The sequence below is a fragment of the Campylobacter blaseri genome, from assembly GCF_013201895.1.
Classification (GTDB): Bacteria; Campylobacterota; Campylobacteria; order Campylobacterales; family Campylobacteraceae; genus Campylobacter_B; species Campylobacter_B blaseri.
Window position 1 is genome coordinate 269,855 of sequence record NZ_CP053841.1, and the last position, 18,096, is coordinate 287,950.

Annotated in this window: 22 protein-coding genes and 1 tRNA gene; 16 read left to right on the forward strand and 7 right to left on the reverse strand. The window is 29.0% G+C overall.

The window, feature by feature from the left end:
* Positions 1-266 precede the first annotated feature (266 nt).
* The 3 genes from CBLAS_RS01415 (at position 267) to CBLAS_RS01425 (ending at position 3,739) form a co-directional block, all read left to right on the forward strand.
* Positions 267-647, forward strand: a complete 381-nt coding sequence (locus tag CBLAS_RS01415; RefSeq protein WP_106870990.1) for a hypothetical protein — start codon at positions 267-269, stop codon at positions 645-647.
* Between the two features lie 99 nt (positions 648-746).
* Positions 747-2,045, forward strand: coding sequence for a transcription termination factor Rho (gene rho, locus CBLAS_RS01420; RefSeq protein WP_106870992.1), 1,299 nt, complete (start codon positions 747-749; stop codon positions 2,043-2,045).
* Positions 2,046-2,146: 101 nt separating this feature from the next.
* A complete protein-coding gene (locus CBLAS_RS01425; protein ID WP_106870994.1) occupies positions 2,147-3,739 on the forward strand; it encodes a DNA polymerase III subunit gamma/tau in 1,593 nt (530 codons plus the stop codon).
* On the opposite strand, the gene nusA is transcribed toward CBLAS_RS01425, so the two are convergent.
* Positions 3,736-4,836 carry a transcription termination factor NusA gene (nusA, locus tag CBLAS_RS01430; protein WP_106870996.1) on the reverse strand — a complete coding sequence of 367 codons (1,101 nt, stop codon included), beginning with the start codon at positions 4,834-4,836 and terminating at the stop codon, positions 3,736-3,738. The two genes, CBLAS_RS01425 and nusA, sit on opposite strands and share 4 nt — an antisense overlap.
* Positions 4,837-4,986: 150 nt before the next feature.
* On the opposite strand from nusA, the gene CBLAS_RS01435 reads away from it, so the two are divergent.
* The 5 genes from CBLAS_RS01435 to CBLAS_RS01455 all read left to right on the forward strand — a co-directional run bounded on the left by CBLAS_RS01435 (position 4,987) and on the right by CBLAS_RS01455 (position 7,622).
* The gene (locus tag CBLAS_RS01435) at positions 4,987-5,229 is read left to right on the forward strand and encodes an HP0268 family nuclease (protein WP_106870998.1); all 243 of its coding nucleotides are present in this window, start codon (positions 4,987-4,989) and stop codon (positions 5,227-5,229) included.
* On the forward strand, positions 5,226-6,524 hold the full coding sequence (miaB, locus tag CBLAS_RS01440) for a tRNA (N6-isopentenyl adenosine(37)-C2)-methylthiotransferase MiaB (protein WP_106870999.1): 1,299 nt from the start codon (positions 5,226-5,228) through the stop codon (positions 6,522-6,524). Before CBLAS_RS01435 ends, miaB begins: the two co-directional genes overlap by 4 nt.
* Positions 6,505-7,158, forward strand: a complete 654-nt coding sequence (locus CBLAS_RS01445) for a lysophospholipid acyltransferase family protein (RefSeq protein WP_106871001.1) — start codon at positions 6,505-6,507, stop codon at positions 7,156-7,158. The genes miaB and CBLAS_RS01445 overlap by 20 nt, the downstream gene beginning before the upstream one ends.
* Positions 7,159-7,279: 121 nt before the next feature.
* A tRNA-Lys gene (locus CBLAS_RS01450) sits at positions 7,280-7,355 on the forward strand.
* A 126-nt stretch (positions 7,356-7,481) separates the two neighbouring features.
* Positions 7,482-7,622 carry a hypothetical protein gene (locus tag CBLAS_RS01455; RefSeq protein ID WP_157940018.1) on the forward strand — a complete coding sequence of 47 codons (141 nt, stop codon included), beginning with the start codon at positions 7,482-7,484 and terminating at the stop codon, positions 7,620-7,622.
* 2 nt (positions 7,623-7,624) lie between these two features.
* On the opposite strand, the gene CBLAS_RS01460 is transcribed toward CBLAS_RS01455, so the two are convergent.
* The 5 genes from CBLAS_RS01460 to CBLAS_RS01480 all read right to left on the reverse strand — a co-directional run bounded on the left by CBLAS_RS01460 (position 7,625) and on the right by CBLAS_RS01480 (position 12,181).
* A complete protein-coding gene (locus CBLAS_RS01460) occupies positions 7,625-8,095 on the reverse strand; it encodes a hypothetical protein (protein WP_106871003.1) in 471 nt (156 codons plus the stop codon).
* Between the two features lie 376 nt (positions 8,096-8,471).
* The gene (locus CBLAS_RS01465; RefSeq protein WP_106871006.1) at positions 8,472-8,759 is read right to left on the reverse strand and encodes a hypothetical protein; all 288 of its coding nucleotides are present in this window, start codon (positions 8,757-8,759) and stop codon (positions 8,472-8,474) included.
* 746 nt (positions 8,760-9,505) lie between these two features.
* Entirely contained in the window at positions 9,506-10,051 is a 546-nt protein-coding gene (locus tag CBLAS_RS01470) for a thermonuclease family protein (protein WP_106871008.1), read from the reverse strand.
* Positions 10,041-11,450 carry a tripartite tricarboxylate transporter permease gene (locus tag CBLAS_RS01475; RefSeq protein ID WP_157940019.1) on the reverse strand — a complete coding sequence of 470 codons (1,410 nt, stop codon included), beginning with the start codon at positions 11,448-11,450 and terminating at the stop codon, positions 10,041-10,043. The genes CBLAS_RS01470 and CBLAS_RS01475 overlap by 11 nt, the downstream gene beginning before the upstream one ends.
* A 29-nt stretch (positions 11,451-11,479) precedes the next feature.
* Positions 11,480-12,181, reverse strand: coding sequence for a single stranded DNA-binding domain-containing protein (locus tag CBLAS_RS01480; RefSeq protein ID WP_106871011.1), 702 nt, complete (start codon positions 12,179-12,181; stop codon positions 11,480-11,482).
* Between the two features lie 278 nt (positions 12,182-12,459).
* Between CBLAS_RS01480 and CBLAS_RS09735 the strand changes: the two genes are divergently transcribed.
* On the forward strand, positions 12,460-12,633 hold the full coding sequence (locus CBLAS_RS09735; protein WP_420912990.1) for an ACT domain-containing protein: 174 nt from the start codon (positions 12,460-12,462) through the stop codon (positions 12,631-12,633).
* Positions 12,634-12,694: 61 nt separating this feature from the next.
* Here the strand turns inward: CBLAS_RS09735 and CBLAS_RS01490 are convergent, their stop codons facing one another.
* Positions 12,695-13,222, reverse strand: coding sequence for a peptidylprolyl isomerase (locus CBLAS_RS01490; protein WP_106871013.1), 528 nt, complete (start codon positions 13,220-13,222; stop codon positions 12,695-12,697).
* Positions 13,223-13,341: 119 nt separating this feature from the next.
* On the opposite strand from CBLAS_RS01490, the gene CBLAS_RS01495 reads away from it, so the two are divergent.
* Genes CBLAS_RS01495 through CBLAS_RS01525 form a run of 7 tightly spaced genes read left to right on the forward strand, consistent with a single transcriptional unit; the run spans position 13,342 to position 18,091 of the window.
* Positions 13,342-14,124, forward strand: a complete 783-nt coding sequence (locus CBLAS_RS01495; protein WP_106871015.1) for a TOBE domain-containing protein — start codon at positions 13,342-13,344, stop codon at positions 14,122-14,124.
* Position 14,125: 1 nt separating this feature from the next.
* Entirely contained in the window at positions 14,126-14,857 is a 732-nt protein-coding gene (modA, locus tag CBLAS_RS01500) for a molybdate ABC transporter substrate-binding protein (protein ID WP_106871017.1), read from the forward strand.
* Positions 14,850-15,239: a TOBE domain-containing protein gene (locus CBLAS_RS01505; protein ID WP_106871019.1), complete on the forward strand. Its 390-nt coding sequence runs from the start codon at positions 14,850-14,852 to the stop codon at positions 15,237-15,239. Before modA (CBLAS_RS01500) ends, CBLAS_RS01505 begins: the two co-directional genes overlap by 8 nt.
* Positions 15,232-15,897, forward strand: a complete 666-nt coding sequence (gene modB / locus CBLAS_RS01510) for a molybdate ABC transporter permease subunit (RefSeq protein ID WP_106871021.1) — start codon at positions 15,232-15,234, stop codon at positions 15,895-15,897. Before CBLAS_RS01505 ends, modB begins: the two co-directional genes overlap by 8 nt.
* Before the next feature lie 10 nt (positions 15,898-15,907).
* Positions 15,908-16,756: an ATP-binding cassette domain-containing protein gene (locus CBLAS_RS01515; protein ID WP_106871023.1), complete on the forward strand. Its 849-nt coding sequence runs from the start codon at positions 15,908-15,910 to the stop codon at positions 16,754-16,756.
* Positions 16,757-16,758: 2 nt separating this feature from the next.
* The gene (gene modA / locus CBLAS_RS01520) at positions 16,759-17,451 is read left to right on the forward strand and encodes a molybdate ABC transporter substrate-binding protein (RefSeq protein WP_106871025.1); all 693 of its coding nucleotides are present in this window, start codon (positions 16,759-16,761) and stop codon (positions 17,449-17,451) included.
* Positions 17,441-18,091, forward strand: a complete 651-nt coding sequence (locus CBLAS_RS01525) for a molybdate ABC transporter permease subunit (RefSeq protein ID WP_106871027.1) — start codon at positions 17,441-17,443, stop codon at positions 18,089-18,091. Before modA (CBLAS_RS01520) ends, CBLAS_RS01525 begins: the two co-directional genes overlap by 11 nt.
* Positions 18,092-18,096 lie beyond the last annotated feature (5 nt).

Consider the following 18,096-nt stretch of genomic DNA (forward strand, 5'->3'; position numbering starts at 1 on the left):
AGTTTTATGATGGAAAATAAATCTATAGATAAAAATTTAGTTATTATTGTTTTTAATTGCAGTATTGGCTATATAACTTTATATTTTAGGAATAAAAATCTATTATATAAAGTTTTTTCAAGTTTTTTACTTAAACTTTATTTATAAGTTTTTTGTCTATAGTTTTTTATTTTATTATAACAGAACTTATTGCCAAATTTATAAGTTAAAATTTTAAAAATTCAAAATATCTCAGTATAATAGGTTATTTAAAAGAAGAAAGATAAATGGGAAACTTAGTAATTTTATTTTTTATTTTTGAATGTCTAGATGTAGCTCTTAATAACTCTACAAAATTTAAAGATTTAATTTATGGATACGCTAGAAGATGGGCAAAAAACCCTATATTTTTTCTTTTAACGCAATTTAATTTTTTGTTTTTAAGTTTTTGTATATTTGGGCTAGGGATAAATAGTGGACTATTATATTTGCTTTATCTTTTATATATGTTTGATTCTGGATATAAAGTTTATTTATCACATAATGTGATTAATAATAATCTAAATAAAGATCTAGAAATGCTGTTAAATAGCGGTTATACTATAGAAATTTGGCAAAGATTTTTATTTGCTTTTTGCATGAGTGGCGTGTTTTATCTATCACTTTAAAATAGATTAATAAACAAATAAGTAAAAATTGACTAAAATTGTATTTACACTTTAAGAAATTAAAATCTACAAATATTTCCAAAATTACAAAGAGGACAAATGGAAAACAATAATAAAAAACAAACTAGAACTCATATTCCAGTTGATGGATATAGTATAGAGGATTTAAGGTCTCAGCCTATTGATTCTTTAGTTAAATTAGCTTTGGATATGAATATTGAAAATCCAAGTGCTTACAGAAGACAAGAACTTTGTTTTGAGATACTAAAAGCCCAAACTAAACAAGGTGGTTTTATACTTTTTACAGGTATTTTAGAGATAACAAACGATGGATACGGCTTTTTAAGAGGGATTGATGCAAGCATTACAGATAGTGTAAATGACGCATATGTTAGCATGTCTCAAATCCGCAAATTTGCACTTAGGGTTGGTGATATAGTAACAGGACAGGTAAGAGAGCCAAAAGATCAAGAAAAATACTATGCGCTTTTAAAAATTGAAGCTATTAATTATAAAACTATCCAAGAAGCCAAAAAAAGACCACTTTTTGAAAATTTAACTCCACTTTTTCCAGTTGAAAAGTTGAAACTAGAGTATGATCCTATGAAAGTAACGGGTAGAGTTATCGATCTTTTTGCGCCAATAGGGAAAGGACAAAGAGGGCTCATAGTAGCACCTCCAAAAAGTGGCAAAACAGAACTCATGAAAGAGCTAGCGCATGGAATTTCAAAAAATCATCCAGAGATAGAACTTTTAGTTTTACTTGTTGATGAAAGACCTGAAGAGGTTACTGATATGCAACGCTCTGTAAAAGGTGAAGTTTTTAGCTCAACTTTTGATCAGCCTGCAATTAGCCATGTTAGAATTTCTGAACTTGTTATAGAAAAAGCAAAAAGAGCCGTTGAAATGGGTAAAGATGTTGTAATTTTGCTTGATAGTATAACAAGACTTGCAAGAGCTTATAATACAGCTACTCCACCAAGTGGAAGAGTGCTAAGCGGTGGTGTTGATGCAAACGCTCTTCATAAGCCAAAAAGATTTTTTGGTGCAGCAAGAAACATAGAAGAGGGCGGAAGTCTTACTATAATAGCTACAGCTTTAGTTGATACAGGCAGTAGAATGGATGAGGTTATATTTGAAGAGTTTAAAGGAACTGGAAACAGTGAAATTTTACTTGATAGAAATATAAGCGATAGAAGAATTTATCCAGCAATTAATATCATTAAAAGCGGAACAAGAAAAGAAGAGTTGCTTCAAAGCCCTGAGAGATTACAAAAAATTTGGGCACTTCGCTCAGCTATTGCAACCATGGATGATATTGATGCGCTTAAATTTTTGTATTCAAAAATGATTAAAACAAAAGACAATGAAGAACTTTTATCTATAATGAATGAATAATTTAGTATGAAATTTCTTTTTTTATTAGTTGATAGTTTTGGATTTTATAATATTAATAAGATATTCAAAAAGATAGAACTACAAAATTTCAAGGTAGAAAAATGCAAGCTTTAGCCCTAAAATACAGACCAAGAAACTATGAAGAGCTTATAGGTCAAGAAAGTGTGTCTAAAACACTTTCTTACGCATTAGATGACGGAAGATTGGGACATGCTTATCTTTTTAGTGGACTTAGGGGAAGTGGAAAAACTTCAAGTGCAAGAATATTTGCCAAAGCTTTACTTTGCGATCAAGGCCCAACAAGCAAACCTTGTGAAATTTGTCCAAATTGTCAAATGGCAAATGATGGAAGACATATCGATATAGTGGAAATGGATGGCGCAAGCAATAGAAAAATCGATGATATTAGAGAGCTTATAGAACAAACTAAATACGCTCCTGCTAGTGCTAGATTTAAAATATTTATAATTGATGAAGTGCATATGTTAACAAAAGAGGCATTTAATGCACTGTTAAAAACGCTTGAAGAGCCACCTAGTTATGTTAAATTTATACTTGCAACAACTGATCCTCTAAAACTTCCTGCAACTGTTCTTTCAAGAACACAACACTTTAGATTTAAACCCATTGCTAAAAATATGATAGTAAACCACCTTGAAAATATAATTAAAAAAGAAGAAATTCCATACGAAATTGAAGCTTTAGATATGATAGCAAGAAGAGGTTCAGGTTCTCTTAGGGATAGTATTACTTTGCTTGATCAAGCAATTGTATTTTCAGATAAAAACATAACACAAGATGCAATTGCTTCTATGCTTGGAATTTTAGATCCACAAAAAATTGAAGAAATTTTAAAAATAATAATAAAACAAGATAGAGATAGTGCAATTTCTATTATAAAAGAACTTGAAAATTATGATCCTGAAACAATTATAGATGAATTAATAGCAAATTTAAAAGATAAATTTTTAAACAGAGATCCAAAATTTAGTTTTTTAATGTATGAGAGATTTTTAAGGATACTAAGCGAAGCAAAAAATATGCTTTTTATAAATAGTGATGGTGGATTTACTTTGGCTATGACTATGTTTTTGATGATGGAGGCTATGAATTTAAAAAGCATAGATAAAATCATAGAAAAAAGCACAGAACAGTCTAAACAAAGCACTTTTAAACCATTAAAACAAGAAGATACAGAAAAAGAAAGCTTAGCTTCTAATGTTGCAAACAAACCAGAAGAGAGTCCTTATGATAGGTTTTTAGCAAGGATTTATGACAGGGATTATGATATTGGAAAATGTTTTGAAGAGGATGTTGAGTTTGTTAAATTTGAAGAAAATAAGCTATATTTAATATCAAGAGCAGAAGGTAAAAACCAAGAGCTTTTAAGAAGGGGTTCAAGAGCTATTTTAGAGGTTTTAAGAAGCACTTTTGATAACAATACCAAGATAGAAATTAAGCCCGAAAAAAAAAATGAAGCTAGAGATAGCCTAAAAATAGATAAAGACTTAGAAAAGCTCACAAAAATACAAGAGCACGAAGAAGAAAGAAGTATGGATCATAAGAAAAAACTAAGTTCACTTATGAGCGAACTTCAAGGACAAAGCTCTTCTGCGCAAGAATCTAAAGATGATAGGAAGCTAAGTGAGCTAAGAAGGCTCTTTGGAGAGCCTAGTAAGATTTTAGAGAATTAATCTATATCACCGAAAAGCGATTTTAGATCTTTGGTTTGGGTTTCTTGGGTGCTAGTTTCTTTTTGACTAGGTTCAATTAATTCTATCTCATAGCCTGTAAGCATTGAGGCTAGGCGGATATTTATACCATCTTTGCCTATTGCTTTACTTTTTTGATCAAGATTTATATAGACTTTTGCTTTTTTCTTATCTATTTTAACAGCATTTACAACAGCAGGCGCAAGAGCGCGAGATATCATTATCTCAGGTTGTGCAGAATACTCTAAAACATCAATATTTTCATTTTTTAACTCTTTGCTTACTGAGTTTATTCTAATACCTTTTGTTCCAACCGTTGAGCCAATTGGATCTATACTTGGCGATATTGAAGTAAGTGCAACTTTAGCTCTTCTTCCTGGAATTCTAGCACTTGCATTTATTATGACACTACCATCTTTAATCTCAGGAACGCTAGCTTCAAGCAAGGCTTCTAGAAATTTAGGAGAGGTTCTTGAAACTTCTATTTTAATTCCTTGTTTTTCATCTACAAAAACTCTTCTAATAACTCCTCTTATAATATCGCCAACTTTGATTTCATCACCTTTTATCCTGCTTTTTCTAGGCATAAATGCTTTTAAGTCTTCAATTTCTAAATAGGTAGTTTCATCTGAATCTATATGTATAACTGTACCAAAGATTAGATTACCTACTTTATCATTATACTTTTCAAATATTTTTTCTTCTAAAAGTCTTTGTATATGGTAGTTAAGCTCTTTTGATAGGGTAAATGAGGCAGTTCTTCCTAAATTTTCTAAATCTATATCGTAACTTAACTCATCTCCTATTTCTGCACTAGAGTCTATCCCTTTTGCTTTTTTTATAGAGATTAGGTTGTTAGAAGTCTCTAAATTTTCATCATTATCTGCTACTATTAAGATTTTTTGAAACAATTTAACCTTTTTAGTAGTAGGGTCAATTGATGCTTCGTATTCATACTCTTCACCGAAAAGTTTTTTGGCTGTATTTATAAAAGCTGTCATAACTCTTTGTTTTACCTCATCAACAGGTAATCCCTTTTCATTTGCAATTGATTCTATAATATCACTAATTTTTTCCATAATTTTCCTTATTTAACAATGATAAATCTTTAATGGATTTAAAATTTGAGTAGTATGTGATTATACTATTACAAGCCTTGTATTTTGTTTAAACCATTTTTTACATAAAATTTGATATACTAATAGATTAAAAAAAGCAAAGGATTGAAAATGGAGTTAAAGATAGCAAGAATCGAGCTTGATGAAGCGCCAAAAAAGATAACTCTAGATAAAATTGAAGAGGAAATTAAGAAAGTTGGACAAAAAATTTATTACTTTGATAAAGAAAATTCACATAAAGACCTTATAGCTTTGATAGAGTACTTTGAAGAAGAGGGTTTTAGTGCATATCTTAGAACAGTAAAATATGGTTTAGATGAAAATGAATATATGTATGAGGTTCATATCCTTTGAGTAAATTACTTTTCATACAGACTTTAGGCTGTGCGATGAATGTTCGAGATAGTGAGCATATCATCGCAGAGCTGAAATCAAAAGAGGACTATGCCTTAACAGATGATATAAAAAAAGCAGATTTAATACTTATAAACACTTGCTCAGTCAGGGAAAAACCTGTTAATAAGCTTTTTAGTGAAATTGGCTCTTTTGAAAAAGTTAAAAAAGATGGTGCTAAAATCGGTGTTTTAGGTTGCACTGCAAGCCATTTAGGAGATGAAATTTTTAAGCGTGCTCCATATGTTGACTTTGTTTTGGGTGCAAGAAATACATCTAAAATTTCAAAGGCTGTAAACACACCTAAGTTCATAAGCACAGACATAAACTATGATGACAGCGAGTATGCTTTTGGAGATTTTAGAACCTCTAAATACAAAGCTTTTGTAAACATCATGATAGGTTGTGATAAAAAGTGCTCATATTGTATCGTGCCTCAAACTAGGGGTGATGAAATTTCAATTCCTGCAAATTTAATTTTAAAAGAGGTTGAAAAATCCGTTAATAGTGGTGCAAAAGAGATATTTTTACTTGGTCAAAACGTAAATAATTATGGTAGAAGATTTTCAAATTCTCATGAAAAAATTGATTTTAGTGATTTGTTAGTTAAAATTTCAGATGTAAAAGGGGTTGAGAGAATTCGTTTTACAAGCCCACATCCACTTCATATGGATGACAAATTTTTAGATGTTTTTGTAAATAATGACAAAATTTGCAAATCCATGCACATGCCTTTACAAAGTGGTTCAACTAGAGTTTTAAAAGCAATGAGAAGAGGTTACACTAAAGAGTGGTTTTTAGATAGAGCTTTAAAGCTTAGAGAAATGTGTCCAGATGTTAGCATTAGTACTGATATAATAGTAGCATATCCAGGCGAGAGTGATGAGGACTTTTTAGATACAATGGATGTGCTTGAAAAAGTTAGATTTGAGCAAATTTTTTCTTTTAAATTTAGCCCAAGACCACTAACTCCAGCTGCAAATTTACCTATGATTGATGATGAGATAGCTAGTAGAAGACTATCTACTTTGCAAAACAGGCATACGCAAATTTTAGATGAAATAACACAAAAAGAGCTTGGAAAAGTGCATAGGGTATATTTTGAGGAACTAAGAGATGGTTTTCAAGTAGCAGGAAGAAGCTTTAATAACTTTATGGTTAGTGTAAAAGGAAGCGAAGAGCTTCTTGGAAAAACATTGGATGTTAAAATAACAAATCCAAAACGAATGGTGCTTTATGGGGAAATTGTCTCTTAAAAAAAGAGTATTATTAAGCTTAGCTGAATGGGTGATATTTTTCTTAATTTGGCTAATTTTTCTAACTTGCAAAAAAAGATTCACAGATACAAATTTACCAAATAAGCCCTGCGTTGTAGTATTTTGGCATGGAAGACTTGCTATGATGAGCTTTGCTTATAGGCACTGGTGGAGCAAAGCTTACAATGGTGAAAAACAGGGAAAAGTCATTATAAGTGATCACAAAGATGGTGAGATTATAACTAGAGTTATTAGCCATTTTGGAATAGGGGCGATCAGAGGATCTAGTTCAAAAGGCGGGGCAAGAGCTTTGATAAATGCTTTTAAAGAGATAAGAAATGGGGTGGATGTTATCATAACCCCAGATGGTCCAAGAGGCCCAAAGCATAGTGTAGCAGATGGAGCTGTAATAATTGCACAAAAACAAAATTTAGATATATATGCATTAAACTATGAAGCTAGTAAATTTTGGCAGTTTAAGAGTTGGGACGGTATGATTTTACCTAAACCATTTTCAACTATAAACTATAGTTTAAGTTTACCTTTTTCAGTTGAAAATTTAGAGATTGCTAAGGCAAAAGATAAGATACAAAATGAACTATTTTTAGCATCCAAAAAATACAATAGCTTTTAATTCAAGGCACAAAATTTTAAATTTCTCACTAAAATTTCAAATAACCTACAAAAATAAAACACTTTTAAAGATAGATATTTAATATTTTTTTTATAAAAAAGGTAATATAATAATTTCCTATGTCTCGTTAGCTCAGTTGGTAGAGCATCTGACTCTTAATCAGAGGGCCGCAGGTTCGAACCCTGTACGGGACACCATCATAAATTATAGATAGAAAATAATATACATTACCCATACTTCTTACCTAAATAGATGAGATATTGATTCTATAAGTGGTTTTGAATTCTTGTTTTATCTCTGCCTTATAGATTTAATAAGGATATATGGAAAAAAGCATAAATAGTTTAAGGAAAAAAATAGATGAGAATATATATGATAGTTATATAAAAATGCTAAAGGCTAAGGAACGTGAAAAATTCCTCCAACGAGGACATCGTTTTGAAAATACTTTACCATTAGGATAATATTAGTTTAATACTAATATATTTATAAGAACAATAGTAGTAATAAGGTATGAGTAAATAACAGCATCTTCATTACTACTGTTGCTATCCTTTCTAATCCCATCTAAACCACACATAATTCTCAAGTTGTAGTGAATAGAAAAAATAAGTATATATAAAGATACTAAAAAAAGACTTTCAATTGGAGCTATAAAAAACATAGCTACATTGTAAATGTGAGGTATGTAAAGATACGAAATTGGATTATTCTTTACCTTTTCTTGATAGTAGTAGTAACTAAAAATAATTAAAGAAGCTAAACCAAAAGAGATAGTGATATGGAAAATAGTTGAAAAAAGATAAGGGTTTGTTTGGTAAAAAGGAATAGAGAAGTATTTAACCAATATAGATAAATCCCTTATATCAGTTCCGTATAACTCATAAGCATTTAAAAAACCTAAACTAATAAAAAGCATAATAGCAATTCTAGTCATTTAAAATATCCTTTAATATTTCTAAAATTATACACTATTGTTTTAAAGAGAAAATAAAAATAGCTATACAGCTTAAGAAAACCACGATAAAAATTTATATGATAGTTATAAACAGAAAGTAGATAGAAAATATTATCCAGAACAGACTAGAGGCTGGGAAACGTTAGTAAAACATTCCTATCCTTATATAATATGGAGAAAAGGCTATACAATTAAAAAAGGGGTTTCCCCTTTTTAAATCAGCTTAGGTTTATACATATATTTACATATATAAACAAACATAAGATAATGTATTCAAATGTTAAAGAAGAATTAACATCTTTATAATAAATTTCTCTAAAAGTTTCTTCATTTAAAACTAAGTAAAAAACAGATGCTAGGATAATAAAAACACATAGTAGAAAAAGATTATTATAAGGTATTTTGTAATATCTTTATTATATTTAGTTTTTAGTAAATGCTTAATATAAAATAGTAAAGATAGAGATAATCCAAAAGATACAACTAAATGAAATACTAAATTATAAATTAACTCTTTTCTCCCAAGCTCTCCAGCTGAGAAGTACTTAGCTAAGATAGATAAATCTCTCATATCTACCCCATAGAGTTCATAAGCATTAGCTAAACTAAAACTATCTATTAATAGAAACACTAATCTAAACATATCTGTTATCCTTTATTTTTATTTGTATAGATATGAAAATTATACAAATTACAATATAAATACTAGATAAATCATATTTTCAATACTCATTTTATATACCCCCTTCTCTAGCCTAGATTAAGGTTAAATTAATTTTAAGTTCTAATTCTAGTATAATTTACTTATAAATATACACATACAAGGAGTTTTGATGCTTAATAATGAAGAGGTTCTCTCTAACATACCTACAGATGCAATAAACTCTAAAGCTGAGAAAAAAGATTCAAGTGTTTTAGAGGGAGGTAAAGAGAAAAGGGGTAGATAGCTTATTAGATTCCTAAGCCAATAATATGTAAAAGTTTATATTTTTTTAATTAACTCTTTTTTAAATTAGTTACTTATTAATAGCCTATATAGCTAAGCTAGAAAAGTTATATAGACTAAGTATTAAATTTGTACCTAAAAAATCTTATAAATGTTGAGAGAAACATCTATCTAAGGGGACAATAGACAGTTGGTTCGAATCCAGTATGGGATATATTTCTACTCTGAATTCCCTAAATACTAGCATTCTTGGCCATACAGTTTTCCAAGAATAGCAGTTATAGCATTTTAATGTTGCAATGTTTCTAACTATACCAATAAAATTATATTTGCTATAAATATTAACAATAATTTAATATCTTAAAAATAGCTAGAGACTTGTTTTATAAACTGAATAGATGTTTTAAAAAGCAATAAAAGTAGATAATTTAACTATTATAATATTAATTTCTTATGTTTAGTAGGCAATTCATGAAGTCATAGTATTTATCCCAATTTCCTTTTTTATTATTTTTGCTATTATTTACTAATTCATTGTAAAAAGCCCTGTCTTTTGTGTGTATAAATTTTTGATAAGGAACTGCATAGCCCTCTTCTATCATTATATTATTTATATTTTCATTATTTTTAAAAATTATGCAAACTTGCCTGTTAAACTGATCTGTATCTATAATTTTTACAGTCAATTGATCACCTTTTTTTATAATACTTCTTAAAAAATATGTTGAATTTTTACCTGCATTTAGAAGTTCTTTTTTTGTTGTATTTTGGCATTGACTATAGTCTCTTAGAAATTTTTTATTTTCAAAATTCTCTGGAGCATCAATATACATAAGTCTACACTTTACGCCTTTATTAAAATGGATTGTATCTCCATCAGCTACGTAATTTACTATGAGAGTATTGCCTATATGAAATATATCTATAATCAAAAATAGCAATAATATTGTTAAAAAATAAATTAAATTAAAAAGATATTTATTTCTCAATAGCTTTCCTTTTTAAAATTCTATATAAAAATATAGCCAAAAATATAGCCGAGAAAAAAATTATTATTATATTGTATAGAGTTAGCTCTGGATATATTTTTATTTTAGCTTCTAAATTTAGATAAGAAACTATATTTTCTTGATATCCTGAAAAAAATAAAATGGTAGGTAGTATAAAAAACCCCATCATTTGACCTTTTCTTACATTAAATATATATGGCATTATCCCAAGTAATGTCGAAATAGCAAGTATAAAAAGCCCCCATAAAGAGGTAGTAAAATATACTACAAATATTAAAAAAAATATAATGCAAAATGTTAAAGGTTTATAAAATATGTTTGAAAAAAATTCAATAATTTTATATTTTAATTTATGTATTAGCCAAAATGATAATAAGGCAGCTATTCCCATGGAGGATAGCATTATCATAGCATGATTTATTAGTATGTTTGGTATTATTTGCTCTATAGCCACAGAGGCACCGGATCTTGATTTGCCTATCAGATATATGGTCATTATAGAAAACACAGCATCAGATGTGTTTATGGCACTTGTTGATGCTATATATTCTTTTTCGCTTTCGCTTTTATTTATATTTTTTTTATTTAAAAAATCTTCTATTAGCAGCATACAGGTTGCGGCATTAGCAGATCCAAGACCCGGAAGAAACCCTGTTATGATCCCACCTATGGAGCCAAGAAGCGAACTTCTAGGTTTTGTTATTACATTTAATTTTATATTTTTATCTTGTTTACATATAGGCGATGTTCTGGCAAATAGAGCAAGCACTAACCCACTTAGTCCAAATAGTCCAGTAAGGGCTGGAAAGATACCGTTGAAAGCTGATAGGTTAGGATTTGGTACATTCGGGCTGCCAAGAGTTAAGACACCTAATATCCCACTAAATATAAATACAAAGAAGGAAAATATTTTATTTTTATCTGTTAATATGAGAAAAATAGAAATGGTCAAAAGGATTAAAAACATATTTTCTTTAATTATATTTTCAAACCTTATTAAAGCCTTATCATTATAATAGACTATAATTAAAAATAGCGATATGCATAATATAAAAGAATATATAAATCCTTGCAAGCTACCGCTTATTGATATATTTAATGCCTCTAATCCTTTCCCTCTTTTTACCATTTTTTGTCCAGGTAGTAGGGCATATACTTCATCACCCGGAATTCCTAAAAAAAGACTTGGGAAAATATCAAAAAATGTATGAGTCATGGCTGCTGAAACTATAAAAGTAGCTATATATAGTACATTTACATCATTAAGAGCTGTTGTAAAAAATAAAGATAGAAGTATAGCGCATATAGTATTTGTATGAATTCCAGGAATAAGACCAGATATAATACCAAACCCAAAGCCGGTAATAATTGGAATCATATATAATAATATTTCATAGAGCATCGTTATTATTCATATATTTCTTTAATAATTAATGAAATATCTCCTTTATATTCGCTCACTTTTACTTTTGCACAAAATAAATTATTATTTTTTAGTATACCTTTTATCTTATCATTATAAAAACCTTCAAATACAATGGCATTGTATATATATCCATCCTTAGATAGTTTAAAATTAATATGCTTTTTGCCATTTTTACTTGTAAAAGTATAAATATTTAAAGCCTTAACGTTATTCAAAAAAATAGTATTACCTAGATTGCTAGGAATGTCTGAAAAATTAATACTATCAATGCATTTATTTTTTTTAAATTCTAATATTTCAATCATGCTTTTATCCAAAGGATTGATTTGGGCTTTATTTTTATATATTTTGACATAACCAGTAACTTTTACTTTATCTCCACTATGGATTGTTTCAATCTTACCAAAACTAGGAAATATTGTTGCAATAATTCTTTTTGAAAATTTTTTATCTTCAAAATATATATTTTTAATTCCCTCTTTTGTTTCATAGATTCCACTAACAATGCCGATATAGTGAACTATTTTATTTCTGTAAGATTCTTCTAGCAACACATCGTTTGAAAGCTCTATAGATTTAACATTTTCTTTATCTGTTGCATATAGGCTGTTACTGAACCAAAAAAAAGATAAAGCAATGATGAATGAGGTAATTAAAATCGTTTTTTGAAAGAATATTTTCATTTTTTTATCCTAAATAGTTTAGAGATTAGCTATAGGTATATTCTAATTATAAAATCTTTAAAAATAAATAAAATAAAAAATATAATTAAATAGATAGAATGTGAATTTAAAATTAATAGAGCAGAAATTTTTAATATGTGAAGTGGCTAATTTTTATGATGTTGTTTTAAAATAGAAATCCAAACTAGCAAAGAAAAATAACTTTTATGTCTTAGCGATAATGTTCTTAGGAGTGCAATTAAATAATACTCTGTATGTGAGGGTTTTGTATAGATAAAATTCTTGATTTCTCTTTAGTTGGTGTTTTATCATCAATTACTCAAATTTTAGCCAAAAATGATATAGGAATTTTTGTTATCTCTACATTCAATACCGATTATATATTTGTAAAAGAACATAATTTAAATAAAGCTATAAAAGCATTAGAGCAAAATAACTATAACATTTCTTAATGCATAAATTTTGAAATCTATGTAGGAAATTTTATAACTTAATATAAATTTCATTAAATAATTAATTTACAAGTTCTTGAAAAATTGCTTTTATAATTTTTATATCTTCAATAGGTCTGTCATATTTGTTTGTAGGAGAGGTTTCTATCTTTTTTAACACATCAAAACCATCAACAACTTCACCAAAAATAGTATGATATCCATTTAGCCACGGCGTTTTATCAAATGTAATAAAAAATTGACTTCCATTTGTGTTTGGACCCGCATTTGCCATAGCTAAAACTCCTGCTTTATCAAACTCAACTCCCTCCATAAACTCATCTTCAAAATCTTTATTCCATATAGAGTTCCCATTTCTACTGGTTCCTGTTGGATCACCACCTTGCATCATAAAGCCTTTTATAACTCTGTGAAAAATTAGTCCATCATAATATCCATTTTTAATATGAGTTTGAAAATTTTCAACTGCTTTTGGTGCAACTTCTGGAAATAAAGAAAGCGTTATATTTCCCTCACTTGTTTCCAAAATTACCCTATTAGCAAAAAGTGTTGAAAATAAAAATAGTATTATAAAAAATATTTTTTTCATTAGTTCTCCTTAAAATAGTAATTATAAGCTATACAGGTAAATATACAAAATTTGAAGCGTTATATATATTAATATATAATTAACTTTTTGCATTGTATAATTTTACACAGGAGAATTTTATGGAGCTAGTATCAAATTTTATTATTAAATTGAATGAGAGTGATTTTATTTTAGAAAAAAGAATAAAGTTGTTAAAAGAGATAGAAAAAACAGGCTCGATTTTACAAGCTGCTAAAAATGTTCCTATGAGTTATAAGTCTGCTTGGGATACTATTGATTTGATGAACAATTTATCAGATGAAGTTTTAGTTGAAAGAAAGGCTGGTGGTAAGTCTGGAGGCGGAAGCTATCTTAGCGAGTATGCTAAAAAACTTATCATAACTTATGAAAAAATAGAGGAAATTCAGGCTAGTTTTTTGGAGCAAATTTCAAAAAACGCAGATTACCATAGTGGTAATATATTAAATTTACAAAGGATAGCAATGCAAATTAGTGCAAGAAACGTTTTTGTTGGAAAAGTGGTAGAATTAACTCCAGGTGTGGTTAATTCAGAAGTTGTTTTAGAGTTAAAAAGTGGTGTTAAAATTGCATCAATAATTACAAAAAACTCAGTAGAAAATTTAGGTCTTGAAATCGGTAAAGAGGCAAAAGCTATTATCAAATCAACATCAGTTATGATAAGTTCTGAAAAAGATTTAAAAATCAGTGCAAGAAATGTCTTAAAAGGTAAAATTTCAAAGATAAACGAGGGTGCAGTTAATGCTGAGGTGAGTTTAGATTTGGGTGAAAACCAAATTTTAACATCAATAATTACAATAAACTCTATTAAAAATCTTGGCTTAAAAGTTGGAGATGAAGCTTATGGAGTTATTAAATCAACATCGGTTATGATAGGATTATAAGATGAAAAAATTCATATTTTTACTAATTAGTGCCTGTATCTTAAGTGCTTCTGAAATAAGAGTAGCTGCGGCTGCAAATATTGGTTATGTAATTGATGAATTAAAAAAAGAGTTTTTAAAAGACCGAGCTGATGACAAGATAGAAGTTGCATTAGCAAGTAGTGGTAAGTTAAATACTCAGATAAAAAATGGAGCTAACTACTCCATTTTTATGGCTGCAAATATGAAATTTGCTAATGATTTATATGATAATGGATTTACAAACAACAAGGCTGAAATTTATGCTAGAGGTGTTTTGGTAATGTTTAGTGCAAAAACGCGTGATATGAGCCGTGGGCTAGAGCTTTTAAAAGATAAAGACATTCACAAAATTGCAGTAGCAAATACAAAAACAGCACCTTATGGTATAGCTAGCTTGGAAGCATTTAAAAATGCAAAAGTATTTGATGAGATTAGCTCAAAATTAGTCTATGCTGAGAGCATTTCGGGAGTTTTACCTTATGCTTTGAGTGCAGCTGAGATTGGCTTTATTCCAAAATCTGCACTAGTAGGCAAAAATGAGTATATAGCGGGTAAAAACTACATTGAGGTTGACAAAAGCCTCTACACTCCACTTGATCAAGGTATGATTTTGCTAAAAGGCTATGAAGATAACAAATTAGCGACAGATTTTTATAATTTCTTAAAAAGCGATAGAGCTAAAAAGATTTTTAAAACTTACGGCTATGAATAGGATTTTAGCAAAAGTAGTTAAGATTCAAGAAAATGGGGCTTTACATAAGGTAAATTTTAGTAGTCAAATTGGAAATTTATCCTTAGTAAGCCTTGATCTTAATCTTAAAATAGACCAAGAGGTAACTCTTGGCTTTAAATCAAGTGCTGTTGCCATTGGTAGACTTAATGATGATATGTTAAGCTACTCTAATCAAATTAAAGTAAAGATTAGAAGCATTGAAAAAGGGCAAATCTTAACCAAAGTAGTAGCATCAGTAAACCAAGAGTTTATAACTAGCATTATAACTACAGATTCTGCAAATAGACTAAATTTAAAAGTAGAAGAAAATGCGGTTTTTTTGATTAAAGCAACAGATGTTTTTGTGGTGAGTTATGATTGAATTTACCCCATTTTATGTCTCATTTAAATTAGCATTTATAACAACTTTTGTGCTATTTTTTCTTGTTTTACCACTTGCTTGGAAACTTAGCCAAAGCAAAAGTAAGTTTAAGCCTATTATTGAAAGTATCTGTGCTATGCCACTTGTCTTACCTCCTACTGTTATGGGTTTTTATCTACTTTTTGCATTTTCTAAAAACTCTTTTATTGGAAGTTTTTTATATGAAAGTTTTGGAATAGAATTAGTTTTTAGCTTTACTGGACTTGTTTTTGCAAGCTGTATTTACTCTTTGCCTTTTATGTTTCAGCCACTGCTTAGTGGTTTTGAGAGTCTTAACAAAAATATAATTGAGGCATCATATTTAAGCGGAAAAGGCAAGCTTACAACACTTTTTAAAATTGCTTTGCCAAATATCAAACCATCACTTTTAACTGCACTTGTAGTTACATTTGCTCATACTGTTGGGGAGTTTGGGATAGTTTTAATGGTTGGTGGAAGTATGGAAGGAAAGACAAAGGTTGCTAGTATTGCTATTTATGAATTTACTGAACTTCTTGATTATAAATCAGCACATATTTATAGCTTTATAATGCTTTGTATGAGCTTTGTAGTGCTTTTTAGTGTTTATTTTTTTAACCATAAAAACAGGGCAAAATAGGAAAAATAAGATGATAAATTTACATATCAAAAAAGAGCTTTTTGGTGCAAATAAAAATATGCTTTTAGATCTTACTTTGCAGATACAAGATAAGACTTTTTTAGCACTCTGTGGTCAAAGTGGAAGTGGTAAAACTACCTTTTTAAGGTGTTTGGCTGGACTTGAAAAAAGTGTTGGCTTGATAAAAGTTGATGATGAAATTTGGCAAGATGAAAAGATATTTTTACCACCACAAAAAAGGCGTATAGGCTTTGTTTTTCAAGATTATGCTTTGTTTGAAAACTTAACTATTGAGCAAAATTTACTCTTTGTGCAAAAAGACAAAACTCTTTGTCAAAGACTGCTTGATATGCTTGATATTGCTAATTTAAAAGATCGCTATCCAAATAAACTAAGTGGCGGACAAAAACAAAGAGTGGCACTTGGTAGAGCTATGATGAGAAAGCCAAAAATTTTACTTTTAGATGAGCCACTCTCAGCTCTTGATCCAAATCTTAGAGCTAAACTTCAAGATGAAATTTTAAAAATTCACAATGAGTTTAAAACCACAACAATACTCGTAAGCCACGATCCTAGTGAAATTTATAAACTAGCAAATGAGATGATTGAATTAAAAGATGGAAAAATAACAAGACAAGGAAGTCCTGAAAAGCTTTTGCTCAAAACCCAAGGTAGTCAGAAATTTTCATTTTCTGGCTCTATTTTAAATATTGAAAAAATAGATAGCATTTTTGTAGTTACTGTTTCCATTGGACAGCAAATAACTCAAATCGTTGTAGATGAAGCTTTGGATTTGAAAGTTGCAGACGAAGTAAGCGTTAGTACAAAGGCATTTAATTTAAATTTAACTAAAGGATAAAAATGAAAAAAATATTTTTATTATTTTGTTTGGTAGTGGGTTTAGGTGCTAGCGATATTCGTATCGCAGCTGGTGCAGGGTATAAAAAGATGACATTGGAGCTTTTGCAAAATTTCAAAAATCAAAATAAGATAGAAGCTATTTTTGGAAATATGAAGCAAGTTACTACTCAAGCTAAAAATCAAGATATAACACTAATTATAGGCGATAAAAGATATCTTGATAGCTCAAATTTAGATAAAATTGGCGAACAAAAGATAGGTAATGGAAAGCTAGTTTTAATATATCCAAAAAATACAGAAATTAAAAGCATAAATGATTTAACAAATGAAAATATAAAAAAAGTAGCTTTACCAGATAGCAAAAAAGCAATTTATGGCATAGCTTCCTCGCAAGCTCTAAAAAGTGCAAATTTAGATATAGAAAATAAACTTTTATTTGTCTCAACCGTTCCTCAAAGTGCCTCTTATGTCTTAAGTGGCGAAGTTGATGCTGGATTTATTAACTTAAGTGAAGCTTTGTCTATAAAGGATAAAATTGGTGGTATGGTTAAAGTTGATGAGAGTTTATATGAACCTATACAAATCATAGCTTTAAAATTAGATAGTTGTTCTAAATTTGAAGTTTGTGGCGAGTTTTTAGAGTTTTTACAAACTAAAAAAGCAAAAGAGATTATAAGCAAATATGGTCTATGAGCCATTTATTTTAAGTGCTAAAATTTTAGCTTGTTGTTTTTTTCTTTTTATGATTTTTGGAACGTATTTAGCAAATTTTTTAGCAACTACAAACTCAAAACTTAAGTGGCTAGTTGAAGCTTTGGTAACTTTGCCACTTATTTTTCCACCTGTTGCTATTGGCTTTTTTCTTTTGATTTTGCTTGGAAAAAATGGTTTTATTGGCTCATTTTTTGCAAATTTGAATATATATTTTATATTTGAGTTTAAAGCTTTAGTTATAGCTGGTTTTATAGCAGGAATTCCTCTTTTTGTAAAACCTGTTCAATCAGCCATTGAACTTTTTCCAAAAAATGTAAAAGAGGCCTCTTTGATAAGTGGAAAAAGCGAGTTTAAAACACTTATTTTTATAGTTTTACCAAGCATTAAAAAAAGCATATTTCAAGCACTAATTATTGCTTTAGGTCGTGCTTTAGGCGAAGTTGGCATAAGCTTAATGATAGGTGGAAACATAACTCACAAAACCGATACTCTCTCACTTGCTATTTATAATGCAGTTTTTGATGGGGATTATGATTTGGCAATGATGTTAAGCTTGGTGTTAATAATTATTTCAACACTTTTGTTTATAATACTAAATATAATAAATAAAAAAAGTTAGGTGCA

What these genes read in the sequence shown, in the direction of transcription:
- CBLAS_RS01415 (WP_106870990.1), top strand. Translation starts at nt 267, where the DNA reads ATGGGAAACTTAGTAATTTTATTTTTTATTTTTGAATGTCTAGATGTA.
- modA (WP_106871017.1), top strand. Translation starts at nt 14,126, where the DNA reads ATGAAAAAATTCATATTTTTACTAATTAGTGCCTGTATCTTAAGTGCT.
- CBLAS_RS01490 (WP_106871013.1), bottom strand. Translation starts at nt 13,222, where the DNA reads ATGAAAAAAATATTTTTTATAATACTATTTTTATTTTCAACACTTTTT.
- CBLAS_RS01495 (WP_106871015.1), top strand. Translation starts at nt 13,342, where the DNA reads ATGGAGCTAGTATCAAATTTTATTATTAAATTGAATGAGAGTGATTTT.
- CBLAS_RS01480 (WP_106871011.1), bottom strand. Translation starts at nt 12,181, where the DNA reads ATGAAAATATTCTTTCAAAAAACGATTTTAATTACCTCATTCATCATT.
- rho (WP_106870992.1), top strand. Translation starts at nt 747, where the DNA reads ATGGAAAACAATAATAAAAAACAAACTAGAACTCATATTCCAGTTGAT.
- CBLAS_RS01505 (WP_106871019.1), top strand. Translation starts at nt 14,850, where the DNA reads ATGAATAGGATTTTAGCAAAAGTAGTTAAGATTCAAGAAAATGGGGCT.
- CBLAS_RS01455 (WP_157940018.1), top strand. Translation starts at nt 7,482, where the DNA reads ATGGAAAAAAGCATAAATAGTTTAAGGAAAAAAATAGATGAGAATATA.
- CBLAS_RS01475 (WP_157940019.1), bottom strand. Translation starts at nt 11,450, where the DNA reads ATGATTCCAATTATTACCGGCTTTGGGTTTGGTATTATATCTGGTCTT.
- CBLAS_RS01515 (WP_106871023.1), top strand. Translation starts at nt 15,908, where the DNA reads ATGATAAATTTACATATCAAAAAAGAGCTTTTTGGTGCAAATAAAAAT.
- CBLAS_RS01425 (WP_106870994.1), top strand. Translation starts at nt 2,147, where the DNA reads ATGCAAGCTTTAGCCCTAAAATACAGACCAAGAAACTATGAAGAGCTT.
- CBLAS_RS01460 (WP_106871003.1), bottom strand. Translation starts at nt 8,095, where the DNA reads ATGACTAGAATTGCTATTATGCTTTTTATTAGTTTAGGTTTTTTAAAT.
- CBLAS_RS01445 (WP_106871001.1), top strand. Translation starts at nt 6,505, where the DNA reads ATGGGGAAATTGTCTCTTAAAAAAAGAGTATTATTAAGCTTAGCTGAA.
- modA (WP_106871025.1), top strand. Translation starts at nt 16,759, where the DNA reads ATGAAAAAAATATTTTTATTATTTTGTTTGGTAGTGGGTTTAGGTGCT.
- CBLAS_RS01525 (WP_106871027.1), top strand. Translation starts at nt 17,441, where the DNA reads ATGGTCTATGAGCCATTTATTTTAAGTGCTAAAATTTTAGCTTGTTGT.
- CBLAS_RS01435 (WP_106870998.1), top strand. Translation starts at nt 4,987, where the DNA reads ATGGAGTTAAAGATAGCAAGAATCGAGCTTGATGAAGCGCCAAAAAAG.
- modB (WP_106871021.1), top strand. Translation starts at nt 15,232, where the DNA reads ATGATTGAATTTACCCCATTTTATGTCTCATTTAAATTAGCATTTATA.
- nusA (WP_106870996.1), bottom strand. Translation starts at nt 4,836, where the DNA reads ATGGAAAAAATTAGTGATATTATAGAATCAATTGCAAATGAAAAGGGA.
- CBLAS_RS01465 (WP_106871006.1), bottom strand. Translation starts at nt 8,759, where the DNA reads ATGTTTAGATTAGTGTTTCTATTAATAGATAGTTTTAGTTTAGCTAAT.